Here is a 23,878-nt window from a genome sequence, read left to right as displayed (position 1 = left end):
GCCGACGCCGGCGTTCAGCGGCGAAGCTCCTCGGCGATCTCCGTTGTTCGATGCACCCAATGCAGCGCGGGGTCCAGCGAGAGCGTCTTGCGCGCCGCGTTCTGCTGCGCGGCGCTCAGGGGCGCAAGCATCTCGACCTGGCCCGCGACGCTGGTCGCGATAGGGATGCCATCCCGGTACAGCACACGCGAGCCTGCGACCCGCGGAATCTTGGTGCCCGGAACGACCGTTCCGAGCAGGTTGGCGGGATCCGAAGCCGACAGGCAGACCAGGCTTTCGTCGGCCGGCCGGCGCCGCATCTGGCGCATGAGCCCGATGGCCTCGGGCAGCGCGAACTGCTCGCCGGACAGGCCCGCGATGAAGCGGCCGCCGCGGATCTCGCCGCGCGCTTCGAGCCGGCGGTAGCTGCGCACCAGGTCGCGCCATGGCGGCAACCAGGCGGCCTCGCGCTCGAGCATGCTCCAGCACACCACGCCATAGCGGCGCAGCAGCACGCGCGCGACCTGTTCGATGGATTCGGGCGCGAGGGCGCGTGGCGGCTCTTCGGTCGTCGCGGAGCCCGGCTGCCGCGTCAGCAGCCAGCGGCCCGCGTCCTCGATGCCGAAGAGCGCGGCGCGGCGCCGGCGCTGCTGCTGCGCGTGCGTCGGCGCGCGCTTCGAGGCCGGAACCAGCAATGCGCGCAGGCCCGCATAACTGTCGCAGCGCACGCGGCCGCGCGCGACCAGTTCGCTGAGCGCGTCTTCGACCTCGGTGCCCAGCAGGCGTGCGCCCTCGGCGATCTCGTCGAAGAATGACGCGCCGTTGGCCGCGAGCCAGGCAGCCACGCGCTGCGCGCGCGAACCCAGTCCCGCGTCGTCGACCGGTGCCGGCGCGAGTCCGTTCCAGAGCGCTGCGCTGCGCCGCGGCAGCAGCAGGATCGGCGTGGCGCGCAGCGACTGGCCGGCACCCCCTGCCGCGCGGCCATCGTTGGCGGACGGCCGCAGCCGCGTCCACAGCACGCGCCCCGCAGTGCACAGGTCGTCGAGCCAGGCGCTGGCATAGTCGTTGACGCGCGCCGGCAGCAGTTCGGCCTCCCACAGCGCGGCCGGCGCCTCGTAGCCTTCCAATTGGGTCAGCACGCCGGCCAGGGCATCCGGGCCGCTGACACGCGCGGCCGCGCCGACGTGCTGCCATTCGAAGAGAAAGCGTGCGAAGTCGCGCGGCTCCACGGGTTCGATCTCGCGCCGCAGGCGCTTGAGGGTGTAGCGGTGGATGCGTGCGAGCAGATGCCTTTCGCACCACTCCTGGCCGTCGGCCTCGGGCGTGAATCGCCCCTGCAGCACTTGGCCTTCGCTTTGCAATCCCAGCAGTGCGGCTTCGATGTCTGAGAGCGGCAACCGGAGCTGCTGCGCCAGTTCGTCCGCCGAGACCGGGCCCAGCCCGCCGAGGCGCGACTGCAGCAGCTCGCGCAGCAGCTCGTCGCGGCTCCCGGAGGTCTGCGCATATTCGGCAGGGGCCTCGATGAGCGGCTGCATGGCGGCGCCGGGATAGAGCGCCTGGGTCAGCGCCAGGCGCTCGGCCGCGACCCACAGGCCAGGCGACAGGCGCGTCGCGCGGCCGGCGCCGGCGAGCGCCTCGAGCCATGTTTTCCAGTTCGCATTGCGGGCCACATCCTCGTCGTTGACCACGCCGAGCCCGCTGAGCGCTTCATGCATCTCGTCGGGGTTGCGGGGGCCGGGCCAGGCTTCCTCGCGCACGCTGCCGATCGCCTCCGGGTCCAGCCGGCCCATGTCGTCCGCGCTCTCCGGATCGGTGTAGCGGCGGCTCTGCACGGCCTGGGTGCGGCGCTCTTCCAGCGGCGCATCGTCGAGAAAGGCATAGGGCCGTGCGTTCAGCACTTCCGCGGCGAGCGGCGAGGGCGCGGGAAGATCGCACGCGAGCACGCTCACTTCGCCCGCTTCGATGCGACGCAGCAGGCGCAACCAGCCCTCGGCGTCCATGGCCTCATGCAGGCAGTCGTCCAGGGTCTGCGCGACCAGTGGGTGCTCGGGGATCTCGCGTTCGCCCGCGAGGTTCTCGGCGCAGGCGACCTGGTCCGGGAACACGGACGCCAGCAGGTCTTCGGACTTCATGCGCTGCAGCTGCGGCGCCACCTTGCGGCCGCCGATGAAGCGCGGCAGGGCGAGTGCGGTGGTTGCATTCCAGCGCCAGCGCACACCGAACAGCGGCGCGTCCAGCAGCGCCTGCACCAGCACGTCCAGCGCCGTGGCCGAGTGCAGGTAGCGGGCCACCTCCGGCAGCGCAAAGCTGTGGCTGGTGGACAGCGAGAGCACGATCGCATCCTCGGTCGCCGCGGCCTGCAGCTCGAAATTGAACTTGCGGCAGAAGCGCTTGCGCAGGGCCAGGCCCCACGCGCGGTTGAGACGGCTTCCATACGGCGAATGGATCACCAGCTGCATGCCGCCCGATTCGTCGAAGAAGCGCTCGATCACGATCCGGTCCTGCGTCGGCACCGCGCCCAGCGCTGCCACGGTGCGCGCGAGGTGGTCGACGATCTGGCGTGCGGCTTCGTCGTGCAGTCCCACGCCGCGCGCCAGCCAGCGCACCGCGGCCTCGGCGCCTTGCGTGGCGATGTGCTGTCCGACCTCGTCGCGCAGCCGCGAGACGCCGAAGGAGAGCTCGTCGCTGCGGCCCGGCGCCTCGCCGAGCCAGAACGGGATGTTGGGCGCCGCACCATGCGCATCTTCCACGCGCACGCGGCCCGGCTCGATGCGCAGGATGCGGTAGCTGGTGTTGCCGAGCTGGAACACGTCGCCGGCCAGGCTCTCGACCGCGAAGTCTTCGTTCACGGTGCCGATCTTGTGGGCCTGCGGTTCGAGCACCACGCTGTAGTCGCCGGTCTCGGGAATGGTGCCGCCCGAGGTGAGGGCGGTCAGGCGCGCGCCCTTGCGTTCGCGCAAGCGGTGATGGACCGCGTCACGGTGCACATAGCCGGCGCGCGGTCCGTTACGGGTGGTGAAGCCTTCGGAAAGCATGCGCACCACGGCGGCGTAGTCCTCGCGCTCCAACTGCGCATAGGGCCAGGCGCGGCGCAGCAGGGCGAACAGCTCGTCTTCGTCCCATTCGCGGCTGGCGGTCTCGGCCACGATCTGCTGCGCCAGCACATCGAGGGGCGCGGGCAGCACATGCAAGGCATCGAGCTCGCCGCGGCGGATGCAATCGAGCAAGGCCGCGCATTCGACCAGCTCGTCGCGCGACTGCGGGAACAGGCGCGCCTTGGGCGTGCCGCCCACCGCATGGCCCGAGCGGCCGGCGCGCTGCAGGAAGGTGGCGATCGATCGGGGCGAACCCAGCTGGCACACCAGGTCGACATCGCCGATGTCCAGGCCCAGTTCCAGCGAGGCGGTAGCCACGAGCACTTTCAGTTCGCCGCGCTTGAGGCGTTGCTCCGCGTCGAGGCGCGCCTCCTTCGCGAGGCTGCCGTGATGGGCCGCCACCGTTTCCTTCCCGAGGCGCTCGCCCAGATGCCGCGCCGCACGTTCGGCCATGCGCCGGGTGTTGACGAAGACCAGCGTGGTGCGATGCAGGTGCACGAGTTCGGCGACGCGCGAATAGACCTGCTCCCACTGCTCGTTCGACATCACCGCGCCGAGCGGCACGGGCGGCAGCTCGAGCGCGAGATCGCGTTCCTTGGCATAGCCGATGTCGACGATCTCGCAATCCGCAACGCCATCGGTGACTGCGCCCGCACCCACCAGGAAGCGCGCGACCTCGTCGATGGGCTTCTGCGTGGCGGAGAGACCGATGCGCGTCAGAGGCTTCTCGCAGAGCGATTGCAGCCTTTCGAGCGACAGCGACAGATGGCTGCCGCGCTTGCTGGCCGCGATCGCATGGATCTCGTCGACGATCGCCGTGCGCACGGTCGACAGCATCTTGCGGCCCGATGCCGAACCGAGCAGCACGTACAGCGACTCCGGCGTGGTGACCAGGATGTGCGGAGGCTTGCGCAGGTTCTGCTGGCGATCCCTGGGCGCCGTATCGCCGGTGCGCACGGCGCTGCGGATGTCGACGTCCGGCAGGCCCAGCGCGGCCAGTTCGGCGCGGATGCCCGCCAGCGGCACTTCCAGGTTCAGGTGGATGTCGTTGGACAGCGCCTTCAGCGGCGAGACGTAGACCACCGTGGTTTCGTCGGCGAGCCCCTCGGGCTTCAAGCCCTGGCGCACCAGTCCATCCAGCGCGGCGAGGAAGGCCGTCAGGGTCTTGCCCGATCCGGTCGGCGCGGCGACCAGCGTATGGCGACCCGCACGGATCGCGGGCCACGCCGCCGCCTGCGCCTCGGTGGGCGCAGCGAAGCTGCGGCTGAACCAGCCGCTGACGGCGGGGTGGAAGGCTTCGAGGGACACAGGCAGAACGGACATCGTAGCGGCCGATGGGCCAGCTTGCGATATCCGGTCAATTCGGGCCTTTGTCGCGAATGTCAAGTCAAAAAAAAACGGCTCCTGGGCGAAGCCATGCCGGTGACGCGCGGCAAGACTACTATTTGTTTTTGCGCACGATGAACGACGACATGAAACGCGACCCCGAGCCGGTTCCGGCAACGAGCTACCGGCTCGCCGACAACCGCAGCGCGCTTCAGGGACGCGTGTTCCTGACCGGCACGCAGGCGCTGGTGCGGCTCTTGCTCCTGCAGTGCAAATGGGACGAAGTGCACGGCCTGAAGACGGCAGGTTTCGTGAGCGGCTACCGCGGCTCGCCGCTCGCCGGCGTGGACGTCGAACTCTGGCGCGCGGAGGCCGATCTCGAGGCGCACGATATCCGCTTCCTGCCCGCCATCAACGAGGACCTGGCCGCCACGGCGCTGATGGGCACCCAGCAGGTGGGCGCCGATGCAGAGCGCAGCTTCGACGGCGTCTTCGGCATGTGGTACGGCAAGGGCCCCGGACTGGATCGGGCCGGCGATGCGCTGCGCCACGGCAATGCCGCGGGCACGACGCGCCAGGGCGGCGTGCTGGTGGTGGTGGGCGACGATCATGCGGCGGTCTCGTCCTCGATCCCGAATGCGAGCGAGCTCTCGCTGATGGGCTGGGGCATGCCGATCGTCCATCCGGCCTCGGTCGACGAGTACGACGCCTTCGGGCTGTGGGGCTGGGCCGCATCGCGGCACGCCGGCCTCTGGGTCGCATTCAAGGCCATCTCCGAAACGGTGGAGAGCGGGCGTTCGATCGAGGTGGCGTCGCTGCCCGAGTTCACCGCGCCCGATGAGGCGCCCGGGGCCGCCGAAGCGCGGGCCTACCGCAGCGACGACTTCCTGACGCCCGCCATCGAAGTGCGCCTGGCCGCGAGGCTGGAGGCGCTGAAGGCCTTCGCGCGGCTGAACTCCATCGATCGCCTGGTGGTCGCTGCGCCGGAGGCGACGGCGGGCATCATGGTGGTCGGCAAGTCCTTCCATGACCTGATGGAAGTGCTGCAGCGTTGCGGCATCGACGAAGCCGAATTGCAGTGCATTGGCCTGCGCATCTACAAGCCGGGCCTCTGCTTCCCGCTCGAATCGCAGCGCGCGCAGGACTTCTGCGCCGGCCTGCGCCATGTGCTGGTCATCGAGGAGAAGGCCTCGGTGGTCGAGCAGCAGCTGAAGGAGCTGGTGTTCAACCAGGAACAGCGGCCCACGGTCTGCGGCAAGCACGATCTGGCCGGCGGGCCGCTACTGACGTGGGTGGGCCAGCTGGGCCCCGCATCGATCGCCTCGGCCTTGCGCGCCTGGCTCGCATCGATCGGAGACCCGCTCGCCGAGCGCATCGACGCCGGCCTGTTCGCGAAGCCCGCCTTGCTGTCGAACGAGTCGGACGGCATGCGCCGGCTGCCTTACTTCTGCTCGGGCTGCCCGCACAGCTCGTCGACCAAGGTGCCGGAAGGAAGCAAGGCCCTCGCCGGCGTGGGCTGCCACTACATGGCGAGCTGGATGGACCGCAGCACCGGCGGCTTGACGCAGATGGGTGGCGAGGGCGCCGACTGGCTGGGCCATGCGCCCTTCACCGCGATGCCGCACATCTTCCAGAACATGGGCGAGGGCACGTATTTCCACTCGGGCTACCTGGCGCTGCGCCAGGCGATCGCGAGCGGCGCGAACATCACCTACAAGATTCTGTTCAACGACGCGGTCGCGATGACCGGCGGCCAGCCGGTCGACGGCAGCATCTCCGTCGCGCAGATCTGCACGCAGGTCGCGAGCGAAGGCGCGAAGCGGGTCGTGGTGGTCACCGATGACCCGGAGGTCTACCGCGGCGTGCGGCTCGAAGAAGGGGTGCAGGTGCACCACCGGCGCGACATGGACGCGGTCCAGCGCGAGCTGCGCGAGATCGCCGGCGTCACGGTGCTCGTCTACGACCAGACCTGCGCGGCGGAGAAGCGGCGCCGGCGCAAGAAGAAGACCTACCCCGATCCGGCCAAGCGCATGTTCATCAACGCCGCCGTGTGCGAGGGCTGCGGCGATTGCGGCGTGCAGTCCAACTGCTTCTCGGTCGCGCCGCTCGAAACCGAGTTCGGGCGCAAGCGGCAGATCGAGCAATCGAGCTGCAACAAGGACTATTCCTGCGCCGAAGGCTTCTGCCCGAGCTTCGTGACCGTGCTGGGCGGCGAGGTGCGCAAGAGCAGCACGGCCCTGTCGCCCGCGCCGGATCTGCATGCGCTGGCCGGGGCGCTGCCGCTGCCCGCGCTGCCGAAGGTCGACAGGCCCTTCGACATGCTGGTCGCGGGCGTCGGCGGCACGGGCGTGATCACCATCGGCGCGCTGGTCGCGATGGCGGCGCACCTGGAAGGCAAGGGCGCGTCGGTGCTGGACTTCACCGCGCTGGCGCAGAAGGGCGGCTCGGTCGTGAGCCACATCCGCATCGCCGGCCGGCCTTCGCTCCTGCATGCGGTGCGCGTGCAGCCGCAGCGCGCACGCACGCTGATCGTGGCCGACATGGTGGTGGGTGCGTTGCCCGACGTGCTGGGCACGGTGAAGGAGGGCGGCACGCAGCTCCTCGTCAACTCGCACTTGCAGACCTTGGCGGAGTTCACGCGTTCGCCGGACCTGCCTTTCCGCCACGATGCGCTGTTGCAGAAGTTCCGGGCCGCCGTCGGCGAGGCCCAGGTCCAGGCCATCGATGCGCACGACGCTGCCAAGGCCCTGCTGGGCGACGCGATCGGCGCCAACATGCTACTGCTCGGCTTTGCCTGGCAACGGGGCGGTGTGCCGGTCGGGCTCGATGCGCTGACGCGGGCCATCGAGCTCAACGGTGTCGCGGTCGCGGCCAACAAGAAGGCTTTTGCCGCCGGGCGCCTGGCCGCGCACGATCCGGCCTGGAAGGCCAAGCTGTCGGGCCGCGAGGGCACGGTGGTGCAGCTGACGCGGCCGCAAGGCCTCGAGAAGATCATCGAGACCCGCGTGCGTTTTCTCGAGGACTACCAGAGCCTGTCGTACGCGAAGCGCTACCTGGATTTCGTGCGGCGCGTCGAGGCTGGCGAGCGCGCGGTCGTGCCGGAGGGCCGGCGGCTGCGCTTGACGGAAGCCGTGGCCCGCAACCTCTTCAAGCTCATGGCCTACAAGGACGAGTACGAGGTGGCGCGCCTGTACACGCGCCCGGAGTTCCTGGCCGAGCTGCGCGCGCAGTTCGAAGGCGATTTCCGGCTCCAGTTCAATCTCGCGCCGACCTGGTTCGCGAAGCGGAATGCGCAGGGCCTGCCGATGAAGCGCGCCTACGGGCAGTGGATGCTGGCGATGTTCAAGGGACTCGGTGCGCTGCGCTGGCTGCGCGGCACGCCTTTCGATGCCTTCGGCTACACGGCGGAACGCAGGCAGGAGCGGCAGCTGATCGCCGAGTACCGCCAGCTGGTGGAGCGCCTGCTCGAGGGCTTGGGTCCCGATCGGCTGGCCGAGGCGGCGCGCATTGCCGGCCTGGCGGAAAAGATCCGCGGTTACGGCCACATCAAGGACGAGAGCATCCGCGCGTACCGGGAGAGCCTGGCCGCTGCGCTGGACGGCGCGCAGAAAAGCCGTGCGGCTCCTGCCTTGAGGATTGCCTGAGCGAGGAAAAATTCTCAGGTGCGCGGACGATCCGGCCCGCCGCCATCGATGCCCGCATTTTTTGCCGAATCCTTCACGCGGTACCCGGGCCGTTTGCGCCGACACTGCGACCCAGGTTCTCTGGGGGATTGCTGACTGCAATCATTCGGCCCGCTTCGTGCGGGCCTTTTTTTTTGCCTGTCAGCGTGGCCGATGGCCGTAGGCCAGGGTCTTGAAATCGTCGAAGCTCGGCAAGCTCCAGTCGACGTCGTCGCGGGAGAAGCGATAGTCGTCGAGCCACGCCGACCAGCATGCGAACTGCGGCGGCGAGGGCGCCACGACGGGGCGCTGTCTCTTCATCAGTTCGAGCGCCTCGAGCGGCGCATGGCCGCGGTGCACCAGCAGGCACAGCGCCAGCGTGGCGGAGCGGCCGATGCCGTACTCGCAATGGACGAGCACGCGCTGCCCCGCGTCGAGAAACTCGTTCGCGAAGCGGATGCCGTGCTCGACATCTGCCATCCGTACGCCGCACATGTCCTCGGTGGGCAGGTGCAGCAGCGCGATGCCGTGCCGGCGCAGCACGTGCGGATCGGGGATCGCTTCGCCGCGCAGGTCGATCACGGCCTGGATACGATGCTCGCGCGCGAGCCGCTCCGCGCAGTCGTAGGGGAAGCTGCCGCCGACGGCGAGCAGCTCGGTGATCCAGCTGAAGTTCGGTTGCCAGGGGTCCATGAACCAAACCTAGCGCCTTCTGCCTGGCATTTGCGTAGGCCGTTGTAGAAAGAGATCGCCTTGCTAGACCGACAGCGACCCCAGTCGCGCCACCACCATGTCGTGCAGCGCCCGTGCAGCCGCGGACAAGCTGCCCTCGCGGCGTTGCACGAGGTAGATCCGGCGCGTGAGCTGGGGCATCGGAAGCGGCCGGGTGGCGATCGTCTCGCGCCGGAACTGGTAGAGCGTGAGCGTCGGGACGACGCTGATGCCGAGCCCGGCCTCGACCATGCCCATCACGGTGGCGAGCTGCTCGACCTCGAGCACGGTGTTCATGGCCAGCGGATGCAGCGCGGCTTCGAGCGCCTGCCGCACGCTGCTGTTGCGCGTCATGTGGATAAAGGGCCAGGGCGCCAGCTTGCGCAGCGTGAGCCGCGGCTCGGAAGCCAGCGGGTGGTCGGCTCGGCACACGAGGTGAAAGCGATCGGTGCACAGCACGCGCATGCGCAGCTCGGCCGCATCCGCGACGCGCGTGCTGCCCGACGCCAGCGCGAAATCGGCCTGGCCGCCGCGCACCAGGTCGATGCAGGCATCGGACAGCTGATCGCTCAATGCGAGCTCGATTCCCGGCCAGGTCTGGCGGAACTCCGCGAACAGCGCCGGCAGCCAGCCGGCCGCGAGCGAGGGCAGCGCCGCGACATGCACGCGCCCCTTGCGCCGCTCCACGTGGTCGCCCAGGTCGGCGAGCGCACGGCCCATGTCGGCGAGCAGGCGGCGCGCAGAAGGTTCGAACAGCCGGCCCTCGGGCGTGAGCTGCACGCTGCGCGTGTTGCGGTCGAACAGGCGCGTGCCCACCGATTCCTCGAGCGCGCGGACCAAGGTGCTGAAGGCCGGCTGGGAGAGATGGCAGGCCTCTGCAGCCCGCGTGAAGTGGCGCAGATCGGCCAGCGCGAGAAAGGCGCGCAGCTGGCGGGTGGAAAGGTCGGCGGATGCCATTGATTCGAATAGTGAATGAATCCATCCAAACTTTCGATTGTACGGATGAGGCCCTAAAACCTACATTCACCGCATGACGAGATCGGAGACATGAGCAACTTGCCCGCTTCCCCCTTGCTGGTCGGCTGTGCGGCCGGCTTTTCGGGCGACCGCACCGATGCCGCCGCACCGGTGGTGGACACGCTGATCGCGCGCATGCAGCACGGCCCCTCGGAGCAGCGCGCTTTCCTGATCTTCGAAACCCTGGCCGAGCGGACGCTCGCGCTGGCGCAGCTGCGCCGGCGCGCCGATCCCGAAGCGGGCTACGAGCCGCTGCTCGACGCGATGCTGCGTCCGGTGCTCGCACGCTGCCTGGCGCACGGCATCCGCATCGTCAGCAACTTCGGTGCTGCGAACCCGCGCGCCGCCGCCCGCCACATCGCCCGCATGGCGCGCGAGCTCGGCGTCGACGCGCCGCGCATTGCGGTTGTGGAAGGCGACGATCTGTCGGCGCCCGCGCAGCGCGCGCTGCTGCGCGAACAGCTGGGTGCCGAGATGGACCGGATGCGCCTGGTCAGCGCCAACGCCTACATCGGCGCCGAGCCGATCGCCGCCGCGCTCGATGCCGGCGCGCAGATCGTGGTGTGTGGGCGCGTTGCCGATCCGTCGCTGACGGTGGGGCCGGCCATGTCGCACTTCGGCTGGCGTTCCGACGACTGGGACCGGCTTGCACGCGCCACCATGGCCGGCCATCTGCTCGAATGCGGCGCGCAGGTCTGCGGCGGCTACTTCGCCGATCCGGGCTACAAGGAGGTGCCGGGCCTGGAGGCGATCGGTTTTCCGATCGCCGAGATCGACGCAGACGGCCTCTGCATCATCGGCAAGGCCGATGCCACGGGCGGCCTGCTCAGCGAGGCCACGGTCAAGGAGCAGCTGCTGTACGAGGTGCACGACCCGGCTGCCTACCTGACGCCCGACGTGGTGGCCGACATCGGCGACGCCGAGGTGAGCGCCGCCGGGCCCGAGCGCGTCGCGCTCTCCGGCGTGCGCGGCCATGCGCGGCCCGCCGACTACAAGGTCAACGTCTGCTACGAAGGCGGCTGGCTGGCCGAAGGCGAGATCTCCTACGCCGGCGCACGCGCCGAGGCGCGGGCACGGCTGGCCGCCGACATCCTGCGCAAGCGGCTCGCGGGCCTCGCGCTGCGGGTCGACCTGATCGGCGCGATCAGCATCTTCGCGGACGACGCCGGCCGCATGCTGGACGCGATGCCCGAGAGCGGCGCGCGCGACGTGCGGCTGCGCGTGGCCGCGACGCACGAGGAGCGCGGCGAAGCCGAGCGGCTCACGCGCGAGGTGATGGCGCTCTACACCTGCGGCCCGGCCGGCGGCGGCGGCGTGCGCACGGCGCTCACGCCGCGGCTCAACACGCGCTCCTGCCTGTTGCCGCGGGAGCAGGTGCCGGTGCGCTTCGAGATCGTGGAGGCGGCATGACACAGGTGCACAAGGTCGCGCTCTTCCGCGCCGCCCACGGCCGCACCGGCGACAAGGGCAACCGCTCCAACATCAGCGTGATCGCCTGGCATCCGGAGCTCTATCCCTTGCTGGTGGCACAGCTCACGCCCGAGGCCGTGGCCGCGCAGTTCGGCCACCGGCAACCGAGCCGCGTGCAGCGCTTCCTGCTGCCGAAGCTGCACGCGATGAACTTCGTGCTCGACGATGTGCTGGACGGCGGCGTCAACGATGCGCTGAACCTCGATGCGCACGGCAAGGCGCTGTCCTTCCTGTTGCTGGACATGTCCATCGAGGTGCCTGCCTCGCTGGCGCATCTGCTGATCGGCCCGGCCGATGCCTGATCTTTCGCTTCGCTTATTCATTCATCCAGGAGACATCACCATGATTCGCATTCGACCCCTCGCGCTGGCCTTCGCCGCGCTGCTGGGCGCCGGCGCCGCAGCGGCGCAGACCTACCCCGACAAGCCCATCAGCTTCGTCGTGCCTTTTGCCGCAGGCAGCGCGACCGACCAGATCGCGCGTGCGCTCGGCAATGGCGTGACGGCGGAAACCAAGCAACCGGTGGTGATCGACAACAAGGCCGGCGCCAGCGGCTTCATCGCCTCGCAGCAGGTTGCGAAAGCGCCGCCCGACGGCTACACGGTGCTGATCACCACCAACACCACGCACGCCGCCAACGAGCACCTGTTCAAGAAGCTGCCCTACGACCCGGTGAAGGACTTCAGCCCGATCGCCGCTTTGGGCAAGGGCGGCCAGATCATGGTGGTGAATCCGAACTCGCCGGCCAAGACGGTGGCCGAGTTCGTCGCGCTCGCGAAGAAGGAGCCCGGCAAGCTGAGCTTCGGCAGCGGCAGCTCCTCGAGCCGCATGGCCGGCGAACTGCTGCAGCAGTTGGCCGGCATCAAGCTGCTGCATGTGCCCTACAAGAGCAACCCGCTCGCGGTGACCGACCTCTTGGGCGGCCAGATCGACATGATGATCACCGACACCGCGACCGGCCTGCCGCAGGTCAAGGCCGGCAAGCTGCGCGCGCTCGGCGTCTCGGGCGCCCAGCGCTCGCCGCTGGCACCGGAGGTGCCGACCATCGCGGAAGCCGGCGTCAAGGGCTACGAGATGGGCTACTGGTTCGCGGCCTATGCGCCCGCGAAGACGTCGCCGGCGGTGGTCAAGCGGCTCAACGAACTGCTGGTCAAGGCGGCGAAGAGCGAGGCTGCGAAGACCGCGTTCTACGAGCCGAGCGGTACCGAAGTGTTCACCACCTCGCCCGAGGAGCTCGCGAAGTTCCAGTACGGCGAATCGCAGAAGTGGGGGCGCATCGTCAAGGCGGCGGGCATCGAGGCCGAGTAAGCGTCGCTGTCCGAAGAGGCAGCCGAGGAGACAAAAATGCAGATGAGAATCAATGGACGCTGCCGCGTCCTGTGCGCAGCCGCGCTTGCGGCACTGATGACGCTGGCCTGCGGTGGCGGTGGCGGCGGCGGTGGTGGTGGTGGTGGCGGCATCGTTGCGCCCCCTGCGTCCGCACCCGCGGCGGCGCAGATGAAGCTGACGATCAGCGCCACCACCGACATGCCGGGCAGCTTCGGCAGCGTCGGCGCCTACGAACAGCTGACCGGCACGATCAGCGGCGAAGTCGATCCGAAGGACCCGAAGAATGCCGTGATCCAGGACCTCGATCTCGCGCCGGTCAATGCGCGCGGCATGGTCGAGTACAGCGCCGATTTCGTGATGCTCAAGCCGAAGGACATGAGCAAGGCCAGCGGCGTGCTGCGCTACGACGCGCCGAACCGCGGCAACATCCTGACGATGCCGAATCTCGCGGCGAATCCCAGCGATGCGGTGTTCTTCGAGCGCGGCTACGTGTGGATGTTCTCGGCCTGGCAAGGCGACGTTCCGAAGAGCTCGCCGCAGCGCTTGACGGTCACGGTGCCGGTCGCGAAGAACAAGGACGGTTCGTCGATCACGGGGCCGTACGCCACCGAGCTGCTGACCTCGGCCGCCGCGCCTTCGCTCAGCCTGCCGGGCGGCGTCTTCAACGGCACGATGATTCCGTATGCGCCCGCGAGCCTCGACAACACGCAGCCCGGCTATCTGCTGACGCGCCGCGTGAACGAGACCGACCCGCGCATTGCGATCCCCGCCGCGGACTGGAAGTTCGCGAGCTGCAACGCCACGGACAACCCGTTCCCGGGCACGGCGGATCCCGCGCGCATCTGTCTGAAGGGCGGCTTTCAGCCGAACACGCTTTACGAGCTCCAGTACGTCGCGAAGGATCCCAAGGTGATGGGTGTCGGCCTCGCGGCGCTGCGCGACACGATCGCCTTCTTCAGGAGCCAGCAAGCCGATTCGGCCGGCACCCCGAATCCGATCGCCGGCAAGATCCGCCATGCGATCGGGCAGGGCACCTCGCAATCGGGCAATGCGATGAAGACCTTCCTGCACCTGGGTTTCAATCAGCGGCTCGACGGCGGGCAGGTCTTCGAGGGCATCTACGCCCATGTCGCGGCGCGCCAGACCAACATCAACACGCGTTTCGCGGTGCCGGGCGGCGGCGGAGGCTTGCGCACCGATCACCGTGCCTTCGGCCAGACCGCGCCGCGCGGACTGGCGGCCGACTACGCCGACGCGATCTCGGGCCGCACGGGCGGCGTGATGAAGCGCTGCACCGAGACCGCCACCTGTCCGAAATTCTTCCTCGGCCTGTCGGGCACGGAGTTCTGGCAATTGCAAGGCTCGCCGGTGTTGACCGATGCCCTGGGTGCCTCGGACCTCGTCCAACCAGCCAATGCGCGCATCTACTACTACGCGAGCACGCAGCACGGCAGCGGCACGGGAAGCCTGGCGAGCGGAATCAATTTCAGTCCGACCTCGGCGGTGTATCCGATCGGGTCGATGACGGACCATGCCGATACCTTCCGCGCCTTGTTCGTCGACTTGGAGGATTGGGTCGTCAAGAATCTCGCCCCGCCCGCGAGCCAGGTGCCGAAGCTCGCCGACGGCACGCTGGTGCGGCCCGACCAGCTGGTGTTCCCGACCATCGCGGGCGCCACCTGGCCGCTCGCGGGCGGCGGCGCGCCGACGGCGATTCCGGCCTTCAACTATCTGGCGCGCTACAACGGCTTTCCGCTGCTCGACTACGGCCCGCAGTACAGGCCGCAGGACGAGTCCGGCATCCCGACGGTGGTTCCCCCCTCATACATGGGCAAGGACTACGCGATCCTGGTGCCGCAGGTCGATCCGGGCACCGCCCTCACCAAGGCCGGCATCCGCAATGTCGACGTGCAGGCGCCGCTGGGCACCAGCCTCGAGTTCAACTACGTGGCCACGCCGGGCATCGTCGATCTGGTGAACCTGTCGGGCAGCTTCATCCCCTTCCACAAGACCGAAGCGGCGCGCATCGCGGCCGGCGACACGCGGCCATCGATCGAATCGCTCTATGGCAACCAGGCCGGCTTCGTGACCGCGGTGACCGGCGCGGCCAACAGCCTGGTGGCCCAGCGCTTCCTGTTGCAGCGCGACGCGGACCGGAGAATCGCGCGGGCTCAAAGCACCGTGGTGCTGCCTTGAGCGAAGCGCGCGGCCGGATCAGGCGGTCTCCGCGAGCGCGTCGCCCAGTGCATTGACGAGGCGGTCGATCTCGGCCTTCTCGGCGATGAAGGGCGGCGCGAGCTGGATGGTGTCGCCGCCGTAGCGCACGTAGAAGCCCTTCTTCCAGCAGTTCATCGCGATCTCGTAGGGGCGGCGTGCCGGCTCGCCGGGCAGGGGGGCGATCGTGAGGCCGGCAGCCAGCCCGAAGTTGCGGATGTCGGCCACGTGCTTGCTGCCCTTGAGGCTGTGCACGGCGTTCTCGAAATGCGGCGCCAGCGCCTTCGCGCGGCCGGGCATGTCTTCCTTCTGCAGCACGTCCAGCGCGGCGATGCCGGCGGCGCAGGCGACCGGATGCGCCGAGTAGGTGTAGCCGTGCGGGAACTCGAGCATGTAGTCGGGGCCGCCGGCCGCCATGAAGGTGTCGTAGATCTCCTTGCTCGCAATCACCGCGCCCAGCGGCTGTGCGCCGTTGGTGACCTGCTTGGCCACGTTCATGATGTCCGGCACCACGCCGAAGGCATCCGCGCCGGTGAGCGCGCCGCAGCGGCCGAAGCCGGTGATGACCTCGTCGAAGATCAAGAGGATGTTGTGGGCGGTGCAGATCTCGCGCAGCCGCTGCAGGTAGCCGCGCGGCGGGATCACCACGCCGGCCGAGCCCGCGAAGGGCTCGACGATCACGGCCGCGATGTTCGATGCATCGTGCAGCGCGATCAGATCGAGCAGGCGCTCGGCCAGTTCGGCGCCGTGTTCGGGCATGCCGCGCGAGAAGGCGTTGGATGCGAGCTGCGTGTGCGGCAGATGATCCGCCTCCACGCCCTGGCCGAAGAGCTTGCGGTTGGCACCGATGCCGCCGACCGAGATGCCGCCGAAGTTGACGCCGTGGTAGCCCTTCTCGCGGCCGATCAGCCGCGTCTTGCCGGCGAGGCCCTTGGTGCGCCAGTAGGCGCGCGCCATCTTGAGCGAGGTGTCCGCGGCCTCGGAACCCGAGCCGGTGAAGAACACGTAGTCGAGCCCGGCGGGCGTGAGTTCCTTGAGCTTGTTGGCGAGTTCGAAGGAGAGCGGGTGGCCATGCTGGAAGGCCGGCGCGTAGTCGAGCTTGGCGATCTGGCGGCTCACGGCCTCGGTGATCTCGGGGCGGCCGTGGCCCAGGCCCGAGCACCACAGGCCCGAGAGGCCGTCGAAGATCTTGCGGCCGTCGCCGTCGGTGAAATAGGCGCCCTTGGCCTCCACGATCATGCGCGGGTCGGCCTTGAAGTTGCGGTTGCCGGTATAGGGCATCCAGTGCGCGTCGAGCCAGGCGGCGTCGGTGCGCAGGGCAGGGTTCGGTTCGAGGGCGGTCGATGCGGTGCTCATGGGCGCTTCCGGAGGTGATGGGAATGCGTCGATTGTTCGCACGGCCTTCAGTGTGGAGAATGGCGCAATATCAATCTTCACTTGACGATCCATGCAAGTAAAACCGCCGCGCGAAAGCGCCGCCAGGAACCGCGCCGTGCTCGGCCAGCTGAGCGACATGGACCTGCGCCTGCTCAAGGTGTTCAAGAGCGTGGTCGAGTGCGGCGGCATGGCGGCCGCCGAGCTGGAGCTCAACATCGGCACCTCCACCGTGAGCCGGCATGTGAAGGATCTCGAAACCCGGCTCGGCCTGGTGCTGTGCCGGCGCGGGCGGGCCGGCTTCTCGCTCACCGCCGAGGGCCAGCGCGTCTACGACGAGACCCTGCGCCTCTTGGCCTCGGTCGACGCCTTCCGCGGCAGCATCGACGACATCCACAACCGCATGGGCGGGCAACTCGAGGTGGCGCTGTTCGACAAGACGGCCAGCAACCCGCAGGCGCGCATCAGCGAGGCCATCGCCCGCTTCACGCAGCTCGCGCCCGAGGTGAGCCTGAGCGTGCACGTGGGGTCCATCAACGCCATCGAGCAGGGCGTGCTGGAGGGCAAGTTCCAGATCGGCATCATTCCGGCGCACCGTACGTCGAAGAGCCTGGTCTACGCGGATCTGTTCGACGAGACCATGCTGCTGTACTGCGGCGCGGGGCATCCGCTCTTCGACAGCAGCCACGCGAAGCTGAACTGGGCGCGGCTGCGCGAGCATCACTTCGCCGGGCTCGGCTACCACTCGCCCAACATGCAGCTCAGCCATCGCGCGAAGCTCACGCGCAAGGCCACCGGCTTCGACCAGGAGGCGATCGCGACCTTGATTCTCTCGGGGCGCTTTCTCGGCTTCCTGCCCGATCACTATGCGCAGGCCTTCGAGCAGCGCGGCCTCATGAAGGCCGTGCTGCCGGCGCGTTTCAACTACAGCTGCCGCTTCGTCAGCGTGCTGCGGCGCTCGCCCAAGCCTTCGCGCGCGGTGCTGGCCTTCCAGGCCTGCCTCGCGGCGGCGCACGCCCCCTAGGAGAGCCGGTCCAGCAGGCTGTACCAGGCGACGCCTGCCGCCACGTAGAAGCGCTGGAGGCCGTGCAGCGGTATGGCCTGCATCGGCGTCACCGGGTAGGGGAAACTGCTGCTGTCGCCGGTCAGGCGCGCGGCCAGATGCCGGCCCATGCTGGTCGCCAGCGCAATGCCGCGCCCGCTGTAGCCGAGCGCCATCGTGACGCCCGGCGCCGGCGTGTGCACGTGCGGCATGAAGTCGCGCGTGACCGCGATGCGGCCGGCCCAGCGGTACTCGTAGCGCAGCGGCCCCAGCTGGGGAAAGAGCAGCTCGAGCGAGCGCTCCAGGTGCGCGAAATCCTGCGGCCCGCGCGGATCGGCGAAGTGGCCGCGCCCGCCCATCAGGAGCCGCCCCTGCGCATCCTTGCGGAAGTAGAGCAGCAGGCGCTGCGAGGTCGATGCCGTTTCGCCGCGCGGGAGGATCTTGTCGGCGGCCGCACCTTCGATCGGCCGCGTGGCGACGATGAAGCTGTTCGCGGCCAGGATGGTGCGCGCGAGGCCCGGCCACAGCGGGCCCGTGTAGCCGTTGGTCGCCAGCACCACCTGGTCGGCTGTGACGGCGGCGCCCGTCGACGTGCTCGCATGCCAGAGCGCGCCGCGGCGCTCGAGCCCCGTCACCTGCGTTTCGCCGTGCACCGCCGCGCCCAGACTTTGGGCGGCGCGCACCAGGCCGCGCGTATAGGCCAGCGGCTGGATGCCCCCGGCGCGTCCGTCGAGCCAGCCGCCGGCAAAGGCTTCGGTGCCGAGGCGGGCGGCGACGCCGGCGCGGTCCAGCAGCTCCGTTGTCACGCCGCGCCGTGACCACTGCGCGGCACGGGCGTGCAGGCCGGCCACCTCCCGCTCCGAGTACGCGGCCTGCACCCAGCCGCTGCGCACCGGCTGGCAGTCGATGCCGTGACGTGCGATCAGCTCGAACACGAGGTCGGCCGATCGCGACACGGCGTCGATCAAGGGCTCCGCGCGCTCGACGCCATACAGACGCACCAGGTCGTCGGGATCGTGCTTGAGCGTCGGGTTGACCTGCCCGCCGTTGCGCCCGGAGGCGCCCCAGCCCGGCTCATGGCTTTCGAGCACGCAAACCTGCGCGCCGGCCTCGGCCAAGTGCAGCGCCGTCGACAGGCCGGTGAAGCCGCCGCCGACGACGAGCACGTCGGTCTTGTGCGATTCCGTGAGCCGCGGCGTCGGCGGCGCGGCTGGCGCGGTGGCGGCCCAGAGCGACGGAGGAAGCTGTTGGCCCGATGCGAACCGGTTGCCCGTCACTGCAAAACCTCCGCGGGTGCGGCCGACGGGTGCAGCACGCGCCGCAGGAAGTCCTGCGTGCGCGGCTGCCGCGGCGCGCCCAGCACCTGCGCCGCCGGGCCTTCCTCGACGATGCTGCCGCTGTGCAGGAAGCAGACGCGGTCCGCCACCTCGCGCGCGAAGCCCATCTCGTGCGTGACCACGATCATCGTCATGCCTTCGCCCGCGAGCGCGCGCATCACGGCGAGCACGTCGCCGACCAGTTCCGGATCGAGCGCCGAGGTGGGCTCGTCGAACAGCATGGCTTCGGGCTTCATCGCCAGCGCGCGGGCGATCGCCACGCGCTGCTGCTGGCCGCCCGAGAGCTGGGCCGGGTAGGCCTGCGCCTTCTCGGCCAGCCCGACCTTGGCCAGGAGCGCCATCGCCTCGTTGCGCGCCTGCGCGGGGTTTTCGCGCAGCACATAGACCGGGCCTTCCATCACGTTCTGCAGCACGGTGCGGTGCGGGAACAGGTTGAAGCGCTGGAACACCATGCCCATGCGGCTGCGCAATTGGTGGATGTTCTTGCTGCCGCGGTCGACGCGTTCGCCGAAGGCGCGCACCTCTCCGCCTTCGTACGACTCCAGCCCGTTGATGCAGCGAAGCACCGTGGACTTGCCCGAGCCCGAGGGGCCGATCAGGCACACCACCTCGCCGGCATCGACGTGCAGGCTGACGCCCTGCAGCACGCGGTGCTGGCCGAAGCGCTTCTCCAGTTCGGTGACGCGGATCATGCTTTCCTCCCGGCGCCGAGACGGCGCTCCAGCCGGCGAAGGCCGTAGACCAGCGGCAGGCTCATGATCAGGTAGAGCAGGGCGACCAGCGTGTAGACCGTCATGTTCTGGAAGGTCGAGGACGCGATCAGCTGGCCGGCGCGCGTCATCTCGGCCACGGTGATGGTGGAGACCAGCGAGGAGTCCTTGAGCATCATGACCAGCGTGTTGCCGTAGGGCGGCAGCGCGATGCGAAAGGCCTGCGGCAGGATCACGCGGCGCATGATCATCGCGGAGCGCATGCCCATGGCCTGCGCGGCCTCGCGCTGGCCCGCGTCGACGGCCTCGATGCCGCCGCGGAAGTTCTCGGCCTGGTAGGCCGAGTAGGCGATGCCCAGCCCGATCACGCCGGCCTGGAAGGCCGTGAGCTGCACGCCGAACTCGGGCAGCACGAAGTAGATGTAGAAGAGCTGCACGATGATCGGCAGGCCGCGGATCAGGTTGATCACCGCCGTTCCCGTCCAGGACAGGGCGCGCACCGGCGACAGTTTCATCAGCGCCAGCGCCAGGCCGAGCACGCTGCTGAGCAGGAAGGAGAGGACGGTCACCTGCACCGTGACGACCGCGCCCTGCAGCAGGATCGGGAGGAAGTCGCGGGCGTGCTGGAGGAAGGACGCGGGCACTAGATGCCCCACTTCTGCACGATCTTCTGCAAGGTGCCGTCAGCCTTGATCGTCGCGATGGCCTTGTTGATCCGGGCCAGCGTCTCGGTGTCGCCCTTGCGCACCACCAGGCACACATCGCCGACGTTGACCGGCTTGTAGCTGTCCACCAGCTTCACGCCGGTGAAGGTGTTCTGCCGCAGCTGGTAGGCGATGATGGGCTGGTCGCCCAGGCCCGCCTTGATGCGCCCCAGCGCGAGATCGCGCGTCATGTCGGCCACCGAGTCGTAGCTGCGCACCTCCTTGAAGATGCCCTTCTTGGTGAGCATGTCGATGAAGACCGTGCCGACCTGCGCGCCGACCACCTCGCCCTTGAGCTCGTCCAGCGAGGTATAGGTCCGCGTGTCCTCGCTCTTGACGATCAGGCCTTCGCCATAGGAATAGACCGGATCGCTGAAGTCCACTACCTGCTGGCGCGCGGCCGTCTTCAGCATGGCCGCCGAGACGATGTCGATCTTGTTCGAGGTGAGCGAGGGAATGAGCGCCGAGAACACCGTCTGCTGCACGTTGACCCCGAAGCCGCCCGCCTTGCCGACGGCGGTGACGGTGTCCACCATCATCCCCTGGATGGTGTTGGTCTTCACGTCCAGGAAGGTGAAGGGCACGCCGGTGGCCGTGGCGCCCACGTTGTAGGTCGGCGAGGCGCCCTGGGCGCAGGCGAGCGAAACGACACCTGCAGCGAACAGACCCGCGGCAAAGCGATGAAAGCGGCGAACGAAGGGATTCATGTGGACTCCTTGAGGAAGATGCAAATGGGCGGGCCGGAACAGCCCGGCCTTCATGCGATGCAACATGCGTGCCAATATTCGATTCTTAAGAACCTTATATCAATTTATGAAAACCACTAGTCGAATCAAATGAATCGATATTCGATTCTTTCGAGCGGGGTCGCTATACTTCTGCGATGGACGCCCCACTGAAATCCGCCCCCGACGACAGCAGCAGCCTGCTTTTCAACCAGTCGCTGGAAAAAGGGCTGGCCGTCCTGCGCGCCTTCAGTGCACGGCGGCGCACCATGACGCTGGCGGAAGTGGCCGCAGCCACGGACATCAACAAGAGCTCGGCGCAGCGCATGGTCTTCACGTTGGAGCGGCTGGGCTATGTGCGAAAGCATCCCCAGACGCGGCGCTACCAGCTCACGCCGCGCGTGATGGAAATAGGCTTCAACTACCTGGCGGCCGATCCGCTGATCGACCTGGCCAACCCCTTCCTGTCGGAGCTGACCAAGGTCACCACGGAAACCTCCAACCTCACTGAGCCGGACGGGCTCGACATGGTCTACGTCGCCCGCTTCGTCAGCGCGCAGTTCGTGCCCGTCCACATGCCGATCGGCAGTCGGATCCCGATGTACTGCACGGCCTCCGGACGCGCCTACCTGAGCGCGCTCCCGGAGAGCGAGGCGCTGGCGCTGATCGAGGCCTCGGATCGCGTGGCCCACACGGTCCACACACGCACCGCGGTCGAGGACATCCTGGAGGCGCTGCGCCAGGCGAGGCTGCAGGGTTTCGCCACCAACAGCGAGGAGCTCTTCCTCGGCGACATGACCGTGGCGGCGCCCGTGCTGGGCAGCAACGGCCGGCCCGTGGCGGCCGTGCATGTGGTGGCGCCCACGAGCCGCTGGACGATGGATGACGCCGTGCGCAAGCTCGCCCCGACGCTGCTGCAATGCGCGCGGTCGCTGACGGGGTCGGTGCGGGGCATCGGCTGAGCGCCCCGCCACTACGCCTAGAAATCCAGCTTGGCGCTCAAGCTGAGGGTGCGCGGGTCACCGGGCTTGATGTAGTTCGCATACTGGTATTCCCAGTAGCGCTTGTTGGTCAGGTTGTTGACCGCCACGCGGAAGGTTGTGTCGTGGCCGCCGATGCGTGTCGCGTAGCTCGCGCCGATGTTCGCGACCGTGTAGCCGGCGAGTTTCAGCTGGTTCGAGGCGTTGAGCATGGTGCCGCCCGTGTACTTCGCGTCTGCCGACAGCTTGAGACCCGGCACCTGCGGCACCGCATAGGACAGCTGCGCCGTCGCCACGAAGTTCGGCGCACCCGCCACGCGGTTGCCGACAAAGTCGCTGCCGCGCTGGTAGGAGGTGTCGAGGAACATCAGGTTGCCGCCGAGCTGCCATTGCGATCCCAGGCGGGTGGCGGCGCCCAGTTCGAGGCCTTGGTAGATGGACTGCCCGTCCTGCACGAGGACGTTCTGGCTGTTCGCGTATTCGGCACCGCGTTCGATGCGGAACAGGGCGGCCGTGGCGCTCCAGCGTTGGCGCTGGGTCTTGATGCCCAGTTCGTACTGCTTGCTCTTGAGCGGATTCAGGAGGTCACGGTAGTTGGCATAGGTGATGCCCACCGAAGCGCCTTGCTCGAGGGATTCGACATAGCTGGTATAGAGCGTCGTGTCCGGCGCCGGCTTGAACATCAGCGCCAGCGTGGGCGTCACCACGCCGCTCTTGGTGTATTGCGAAGACCTGGCGCCGGCGATGCTGTAGCTGTTCTGCTCGTAGTTGGTGCTGCGCAGGCCAAGCAGCGCGGACCACTGGTCCGACAGCTTCACGGTGTCGCTGGCGAAGATCGCGCGCTGCGCGATGTCGCTGTCGCGGTAGACCGAGAAGTCGGTCACGCTGGCATAGCCGTTGGTGTTCTGTGTATGGAGGTTGCCGGTGCCGATCTGCTGGTAGACGCTGTTGCTGCTGTAGTCGTTGGTCTGCTTCTGCCAGGACGCGCCCAGGGTCAGCTGGTGTTCGATGGCACCCGTGCGCAACACGCCTTGCGCCATCGCCTGCCATTGGTCGAAGCGATGGCCCTCGCTGCTGTCGGAGCGGAAGTCGTTGTAGTTGCCGCTCGGATCCAGCAGGTAGGCGATGCCCTCGTTGCGACTGCGTGTGGCCGTGCTGTGGCTGTAGCTGGTGCTCAGCGTCCAATCGGGTGACAGCTTGTACTGGAGCCCGGTCGAGTAGAGCTTCAGATCGGTGTCGAGGTGCTGTCCGGGCCCCACGAGGCGCTGGTTGTCGCCTCGGATTGCGGTGGGCAGCTGTGCCCCGACATAGCTGCCGGTGAAGATCGACGGGGACTGGTCCGTGGAGTTGCGCTTCTGGTACAGCGCGTCGAAATTCCAGCTCAGGTCGCGCGTCAGCCTGGCATCGAGCGCCAGCGACACGGAATCGCGGCGGATGCCGCCGTCGTTGAAGGTCTTGCCTTCCTCGTGCGTGGCGTTGAGCCGGTAGCCGAAGCGGTCGTCGGCGCCGAAGCGCCCGCCGAGGTCGACGTGCTCGCTCCACACGCTGTCGGACTTGTAGCCGACCTCGATGCTCCTCACCGGCCGATCGGTCGGCCTCTTGGACACGTAGTTCACGATGCCGCCCGGCGATCCGAAGCCGTACATGAAGCCGGACGAGCCCTTGAGCAATTCGATCTGCTCGAAGTGCTCGTAGGGCAGGTTGATGGCATAGCTGAGGAAGGGCTTGCCGTCGATCCGATAGGCGTTCTGCCAATCCAGCGGCAGGCCCCGGACCGTGATGTAGCTGGCCCAACTGCTGTAGGCGCCGCTGTTGTCGGAGACCGAGGCGTCGAGGGCGAACACGTCGCCCAGCTTCGATACCTGGCGTTCCGCCAGGTCATCGTTCCTGACCACAGTGGTGGAGAAGGGCGTTTCAAGTTGCGTCCGCGCGCCGAGGGCGCCGCTGCTTACCTTCGTATCGAGGTGCTGGGACGTGTCGTCCTGGGACGCGGTCACGGTCACGACCGGCAGCGCTTTTTGTTCGCTCGTGGCCTCTTGCGCCTCGGCGCGGCCGCCCTGGGCGGCGGCCCATAGAACGAGCAGCGTCGCGCCGGTGTGCAGACTCAGCGTCGAGCGCTTGAAAGGGGGTGCAGAGGCAGATTTTGGCGACCGGTGGGTTTTGGCTGAGGCAATGGGTGTGAGTCTGACGTTCAACAATTTCT

16 protein-coding genes are annotated in these 23,878 nt (G+C 68.5%); 7 read left to right on the top strand and 9 right to left on the bottom strand.

The window, feature by feature from the left end:
* Positions 1–14: 14 nt before the first annotated feature.
* Positions 15–4,397, bottom strand: coding sequence for a DEAD/DEAH box helicase (locus ACSQ9I_RS18960; protein ID WP_436314102.1), 4,383 nt, complete (start codon positions 4,395–4,397; stop codon positions 15–17).
* Between the two features lie 149 nt (positions 4,398–4,546).
* Here ACSQ9I_RS18960 and ACSQ9I_RS18955 point away from each other — a divergent pair, with 149 nt between their 5' ends.
* On the top strand, positions 4,547–8,044 hold the full coding sequence (locus tag ACSQ9I_RS18955; protein ID WP_436314101.1) for an indolepyruvate ferredoxin oxidoreductase family protein: 3,498 nt from the start codon (positions 4,547–4,549) through the stop codon (positions 8,042–8,044).
* A gap of 180 nt (positions 8,045–8,224) precedes the next feature.
* Here ACSQ9I_RS18955 and ACSQ9I_RS18950 read toward each other — a convergent pair whose 3' ends face one another.
* Both ACSQ9I_RS18950 and ACSQ9I_RS18945 read right to left on the bottom strand, forming a co-directional pair.
* Positions 8,225–8,755 (bottom strand): protein-tyrosine phosphatase family protein, encoded by a 531-nt coding sequence (locus ACSQ9I_RS18950; RefSeq protein WP_436314100.1) that lies wholly within the window; start codon positions 8,753–8,755, stop codon positions 8,225–8,227.
* 63 nt (positions 8,756–8,818) lie between these two features.
* Positions 8,819–9,730 carry a LysR family transcriptional regulator gene (locus ACSQ9I_RS18945; protein WP_436304572.1) on the bottom strand — a complete coding sequence of 304 codons (912 nt, stop codon included), beginning with the start codon at positions 9,728–9,730 and terminating at the stop codon, positions 8,819–8,821.
* A 90-nt stretch (positions 9,731–9,820) separates the two neighbouring features.
* Here ACSQ9I_RS18945 and ACSQ9I_RS18940 point away from each other — a divergent pair, with 90 nt between their 5' ends.
* From ACSQ9I_RS18940 to ACSQ9I_RS18925, 4 genes are read left to right on the top strand one after another with little or no spacing between them, the layout of a single operon-like run.
* A complete protein-coding gene (locus tag ACSQ9I_RS18940) occupies positions 9,821–11,200 on the top strand; it encodes an acyclic terpene utilization AtuA family protein (protein WP_436314099.1) in 1,380 nt (459 codons plus the stop codon).
* Positions 11,197–11,562 (top strand): AtuA-related protein, encoded by a 366-nt coding sequence (locus ACSQ9I_RS18935; RefSeq protein WP_436304570.1) that lies wholly within the window; start codon positions 11,197–11,199, stop codon positions 11,560–11,562. Before ACSQ9I_RS18940 ends, ACSQ9I_RS18935 begins: the two co-directional genes overlap by 4 nt.
* A 40-nt stretch (positions 11,563–11,602) precedes the next feature.
* Positions 11,603–12,568 carry a Bug family tripartite tricarboxylate transporter substrate binding protein gene (locus ACSQ9I_RS18930; RefSeq protein ID WP_436314098.1) on the top strand — a complete coding sequence of 322 codons (966 nt, stop codon included), beginning with the start codon at positions 11,603–11,605 and terminating at the stop codon, positions 12,566–12,568.
* 36 nt (positions 12,569–12,604) lie between these two features.
* Positions 12,605–14,785, top strand: a complete 2,181-nt coding sequence (locus tag ACSQ9I_RS18925) for an alpha/beta hydrolase domain-containing protein (RefSeq protein WP_436314097.1) — start codon at positions 12,605–12,607, stop codon at positions 14,783–14,785.
* 18 nt (positions 14,786–14,803) lie between these two features.
* Here ACSQ9I_RS18925 and ACSQ9I_RS18920 read toward each other — a convergent pair whose 3' ends face one another.
* Positions 14,804–16,159, bottom strand: coding sequence for an aspartate aminotransferase family protein (locus ACSQ9I_RS18920; protein ID WP_436314096.1), 1,356 nt, complete (start codon positions 16,157–16,159; stop codon positions 14,804–14,806).
* Positions 16,160–16,250: 91 nt separating this feature from the next.
* Between ACSQ9I_RS18920 and ACSQ9I_RS18915 the strand changes: the two genes are divergently transcribed.
* The gene (locus tag ACSQ9I_RS18915; RefSeq protein WP_436314095.1) at positions 16,251–17,201 is read left to right on the top strand and encodes a LysR family transcriptional regulator; all 951 of its coding nucleotides are present in this window, start codon (positions 16,251–16,253) and stop codon (positions 17,199–17,201) included.
* On the opposite strand, the gene ACSQ9I_RS18910 is transcribed toward ACSQ9I_RS18915, so the two are convergent.
* Genes ACSQ9I_RS18910 through ACSQ9I_RS18895 form a run of 4 tightly spaced genes read right to left on the bottom strand, consistent with a single transcriptional unit; the run spans position 17,198 to position 20,677 of the window.
* Entirely contained in the window at positions 17,198–18,496 is a 1,299-nt protein-coding gene (locus ACSQ9I_RS18910) for an NAD(P)/FAD-dependent oxidoreductase (RefSeq protein WP_436314094.1), read from the bottom strand. The genes ACSQ9I_RS18915 and ACSQ9I_RS18910 overlap by 4 nt on opposite strands.
* On the bottom strand, positions 18,493–19,248 hold the full coding sequence (locus ACSQ9I_RS18905; RefSeq protein WP_093108212.1) for an amino acid ABC transporter ATP-binding protein: 756 nt from the start codon (positions 19,246–19,248) through the stop codon (positions 18,493–18,495). Before ACSQ9I_RS18905 ends, ACSQ9I_RS18910 begins: the two co-directional genes overlap by 4 nt.
* Positions 19,245–19,910 carry an ectoine/hydroxyectoine ABC transporter permease subunit EhuD gene (gene ehuD, locus ACSQ9I_RS18900; RefSeq protein WP_244503894.1) on the bottom strand — a complete coding sequence of 222 codons (666 nt, stop codon included), beginning with the start codon at positions 19,908–19,910 and terminating at the stop codon, positions 19,245–19,247. Before ehuD ends, ACSQ9I_RS18905 begins: the two co-directional genes overlap by 4 nt.
* Entirely contained in the window at positions 19,910–20,677 is a 768-nt protein-coding gene (locus ACSQ9I_RS18895; protein WP_436314093.1) for an ABC transporter substrate-binding protein, read from the bottom strand. Before ACSQ9I_RS18895 ends, ehuD begins: the two co-directional genes overlap by 1 nt.
* A gap of 176 nt (positions 20,678–20,853) precedes the next feature.
* Here ACSQ9I_RS18895 and ACSQ9I_RS18890 point away from each other — a divergent pair, with 176 nt between their 5' ends.
* Positions 20,854–21,657 carry an IclR family transcriptional regulator gene (locus ACSQ9I_RS18890; RefSeq protein WP_436314092.1) on the top strand — a complete coding sequence of 268 codons (804 nt, stop codon included), beginning with the start codon at positions 20,854–20,856 and terminating at the stop codon, positions 21,655–21,657.
* A 17-nt stretch (positions 21,658–21,674) separates the two neighbouring features.
* On the opposite strand, the gene ACSQ9I_RS18885 is transcribed toward ACSQ9I_RS18890, so the two are convergent.
* Positions 21,675–23,783: a TonB-dependent siderophore receptor gene (locus tag ACSQ9I_RS18885; protein ID WP_436315780.1), complete on the bottom strand. Its 2,109-nt coding sequence runs from the start codon at positions 23,781–23,783 to the stop codon at positions 21,675–21,677.
* Between the last annotated feature and the right edge of the window lie 95 nt (positions 23,784–23,878).

It is taken from the genome of Variovorax sp. LjRoot84 (genome assembly GCF_964254305.1).
Taxonomy (GTDB): domain Bacteria; phylum Pseudomonadota; class Gammaproteobacteria; order Burkholderiales; family Burkholderiaceae_C; genus Variovorax.
This window is presented reverse-complemented; position numbering and strand designations above follow the sequence as displayed.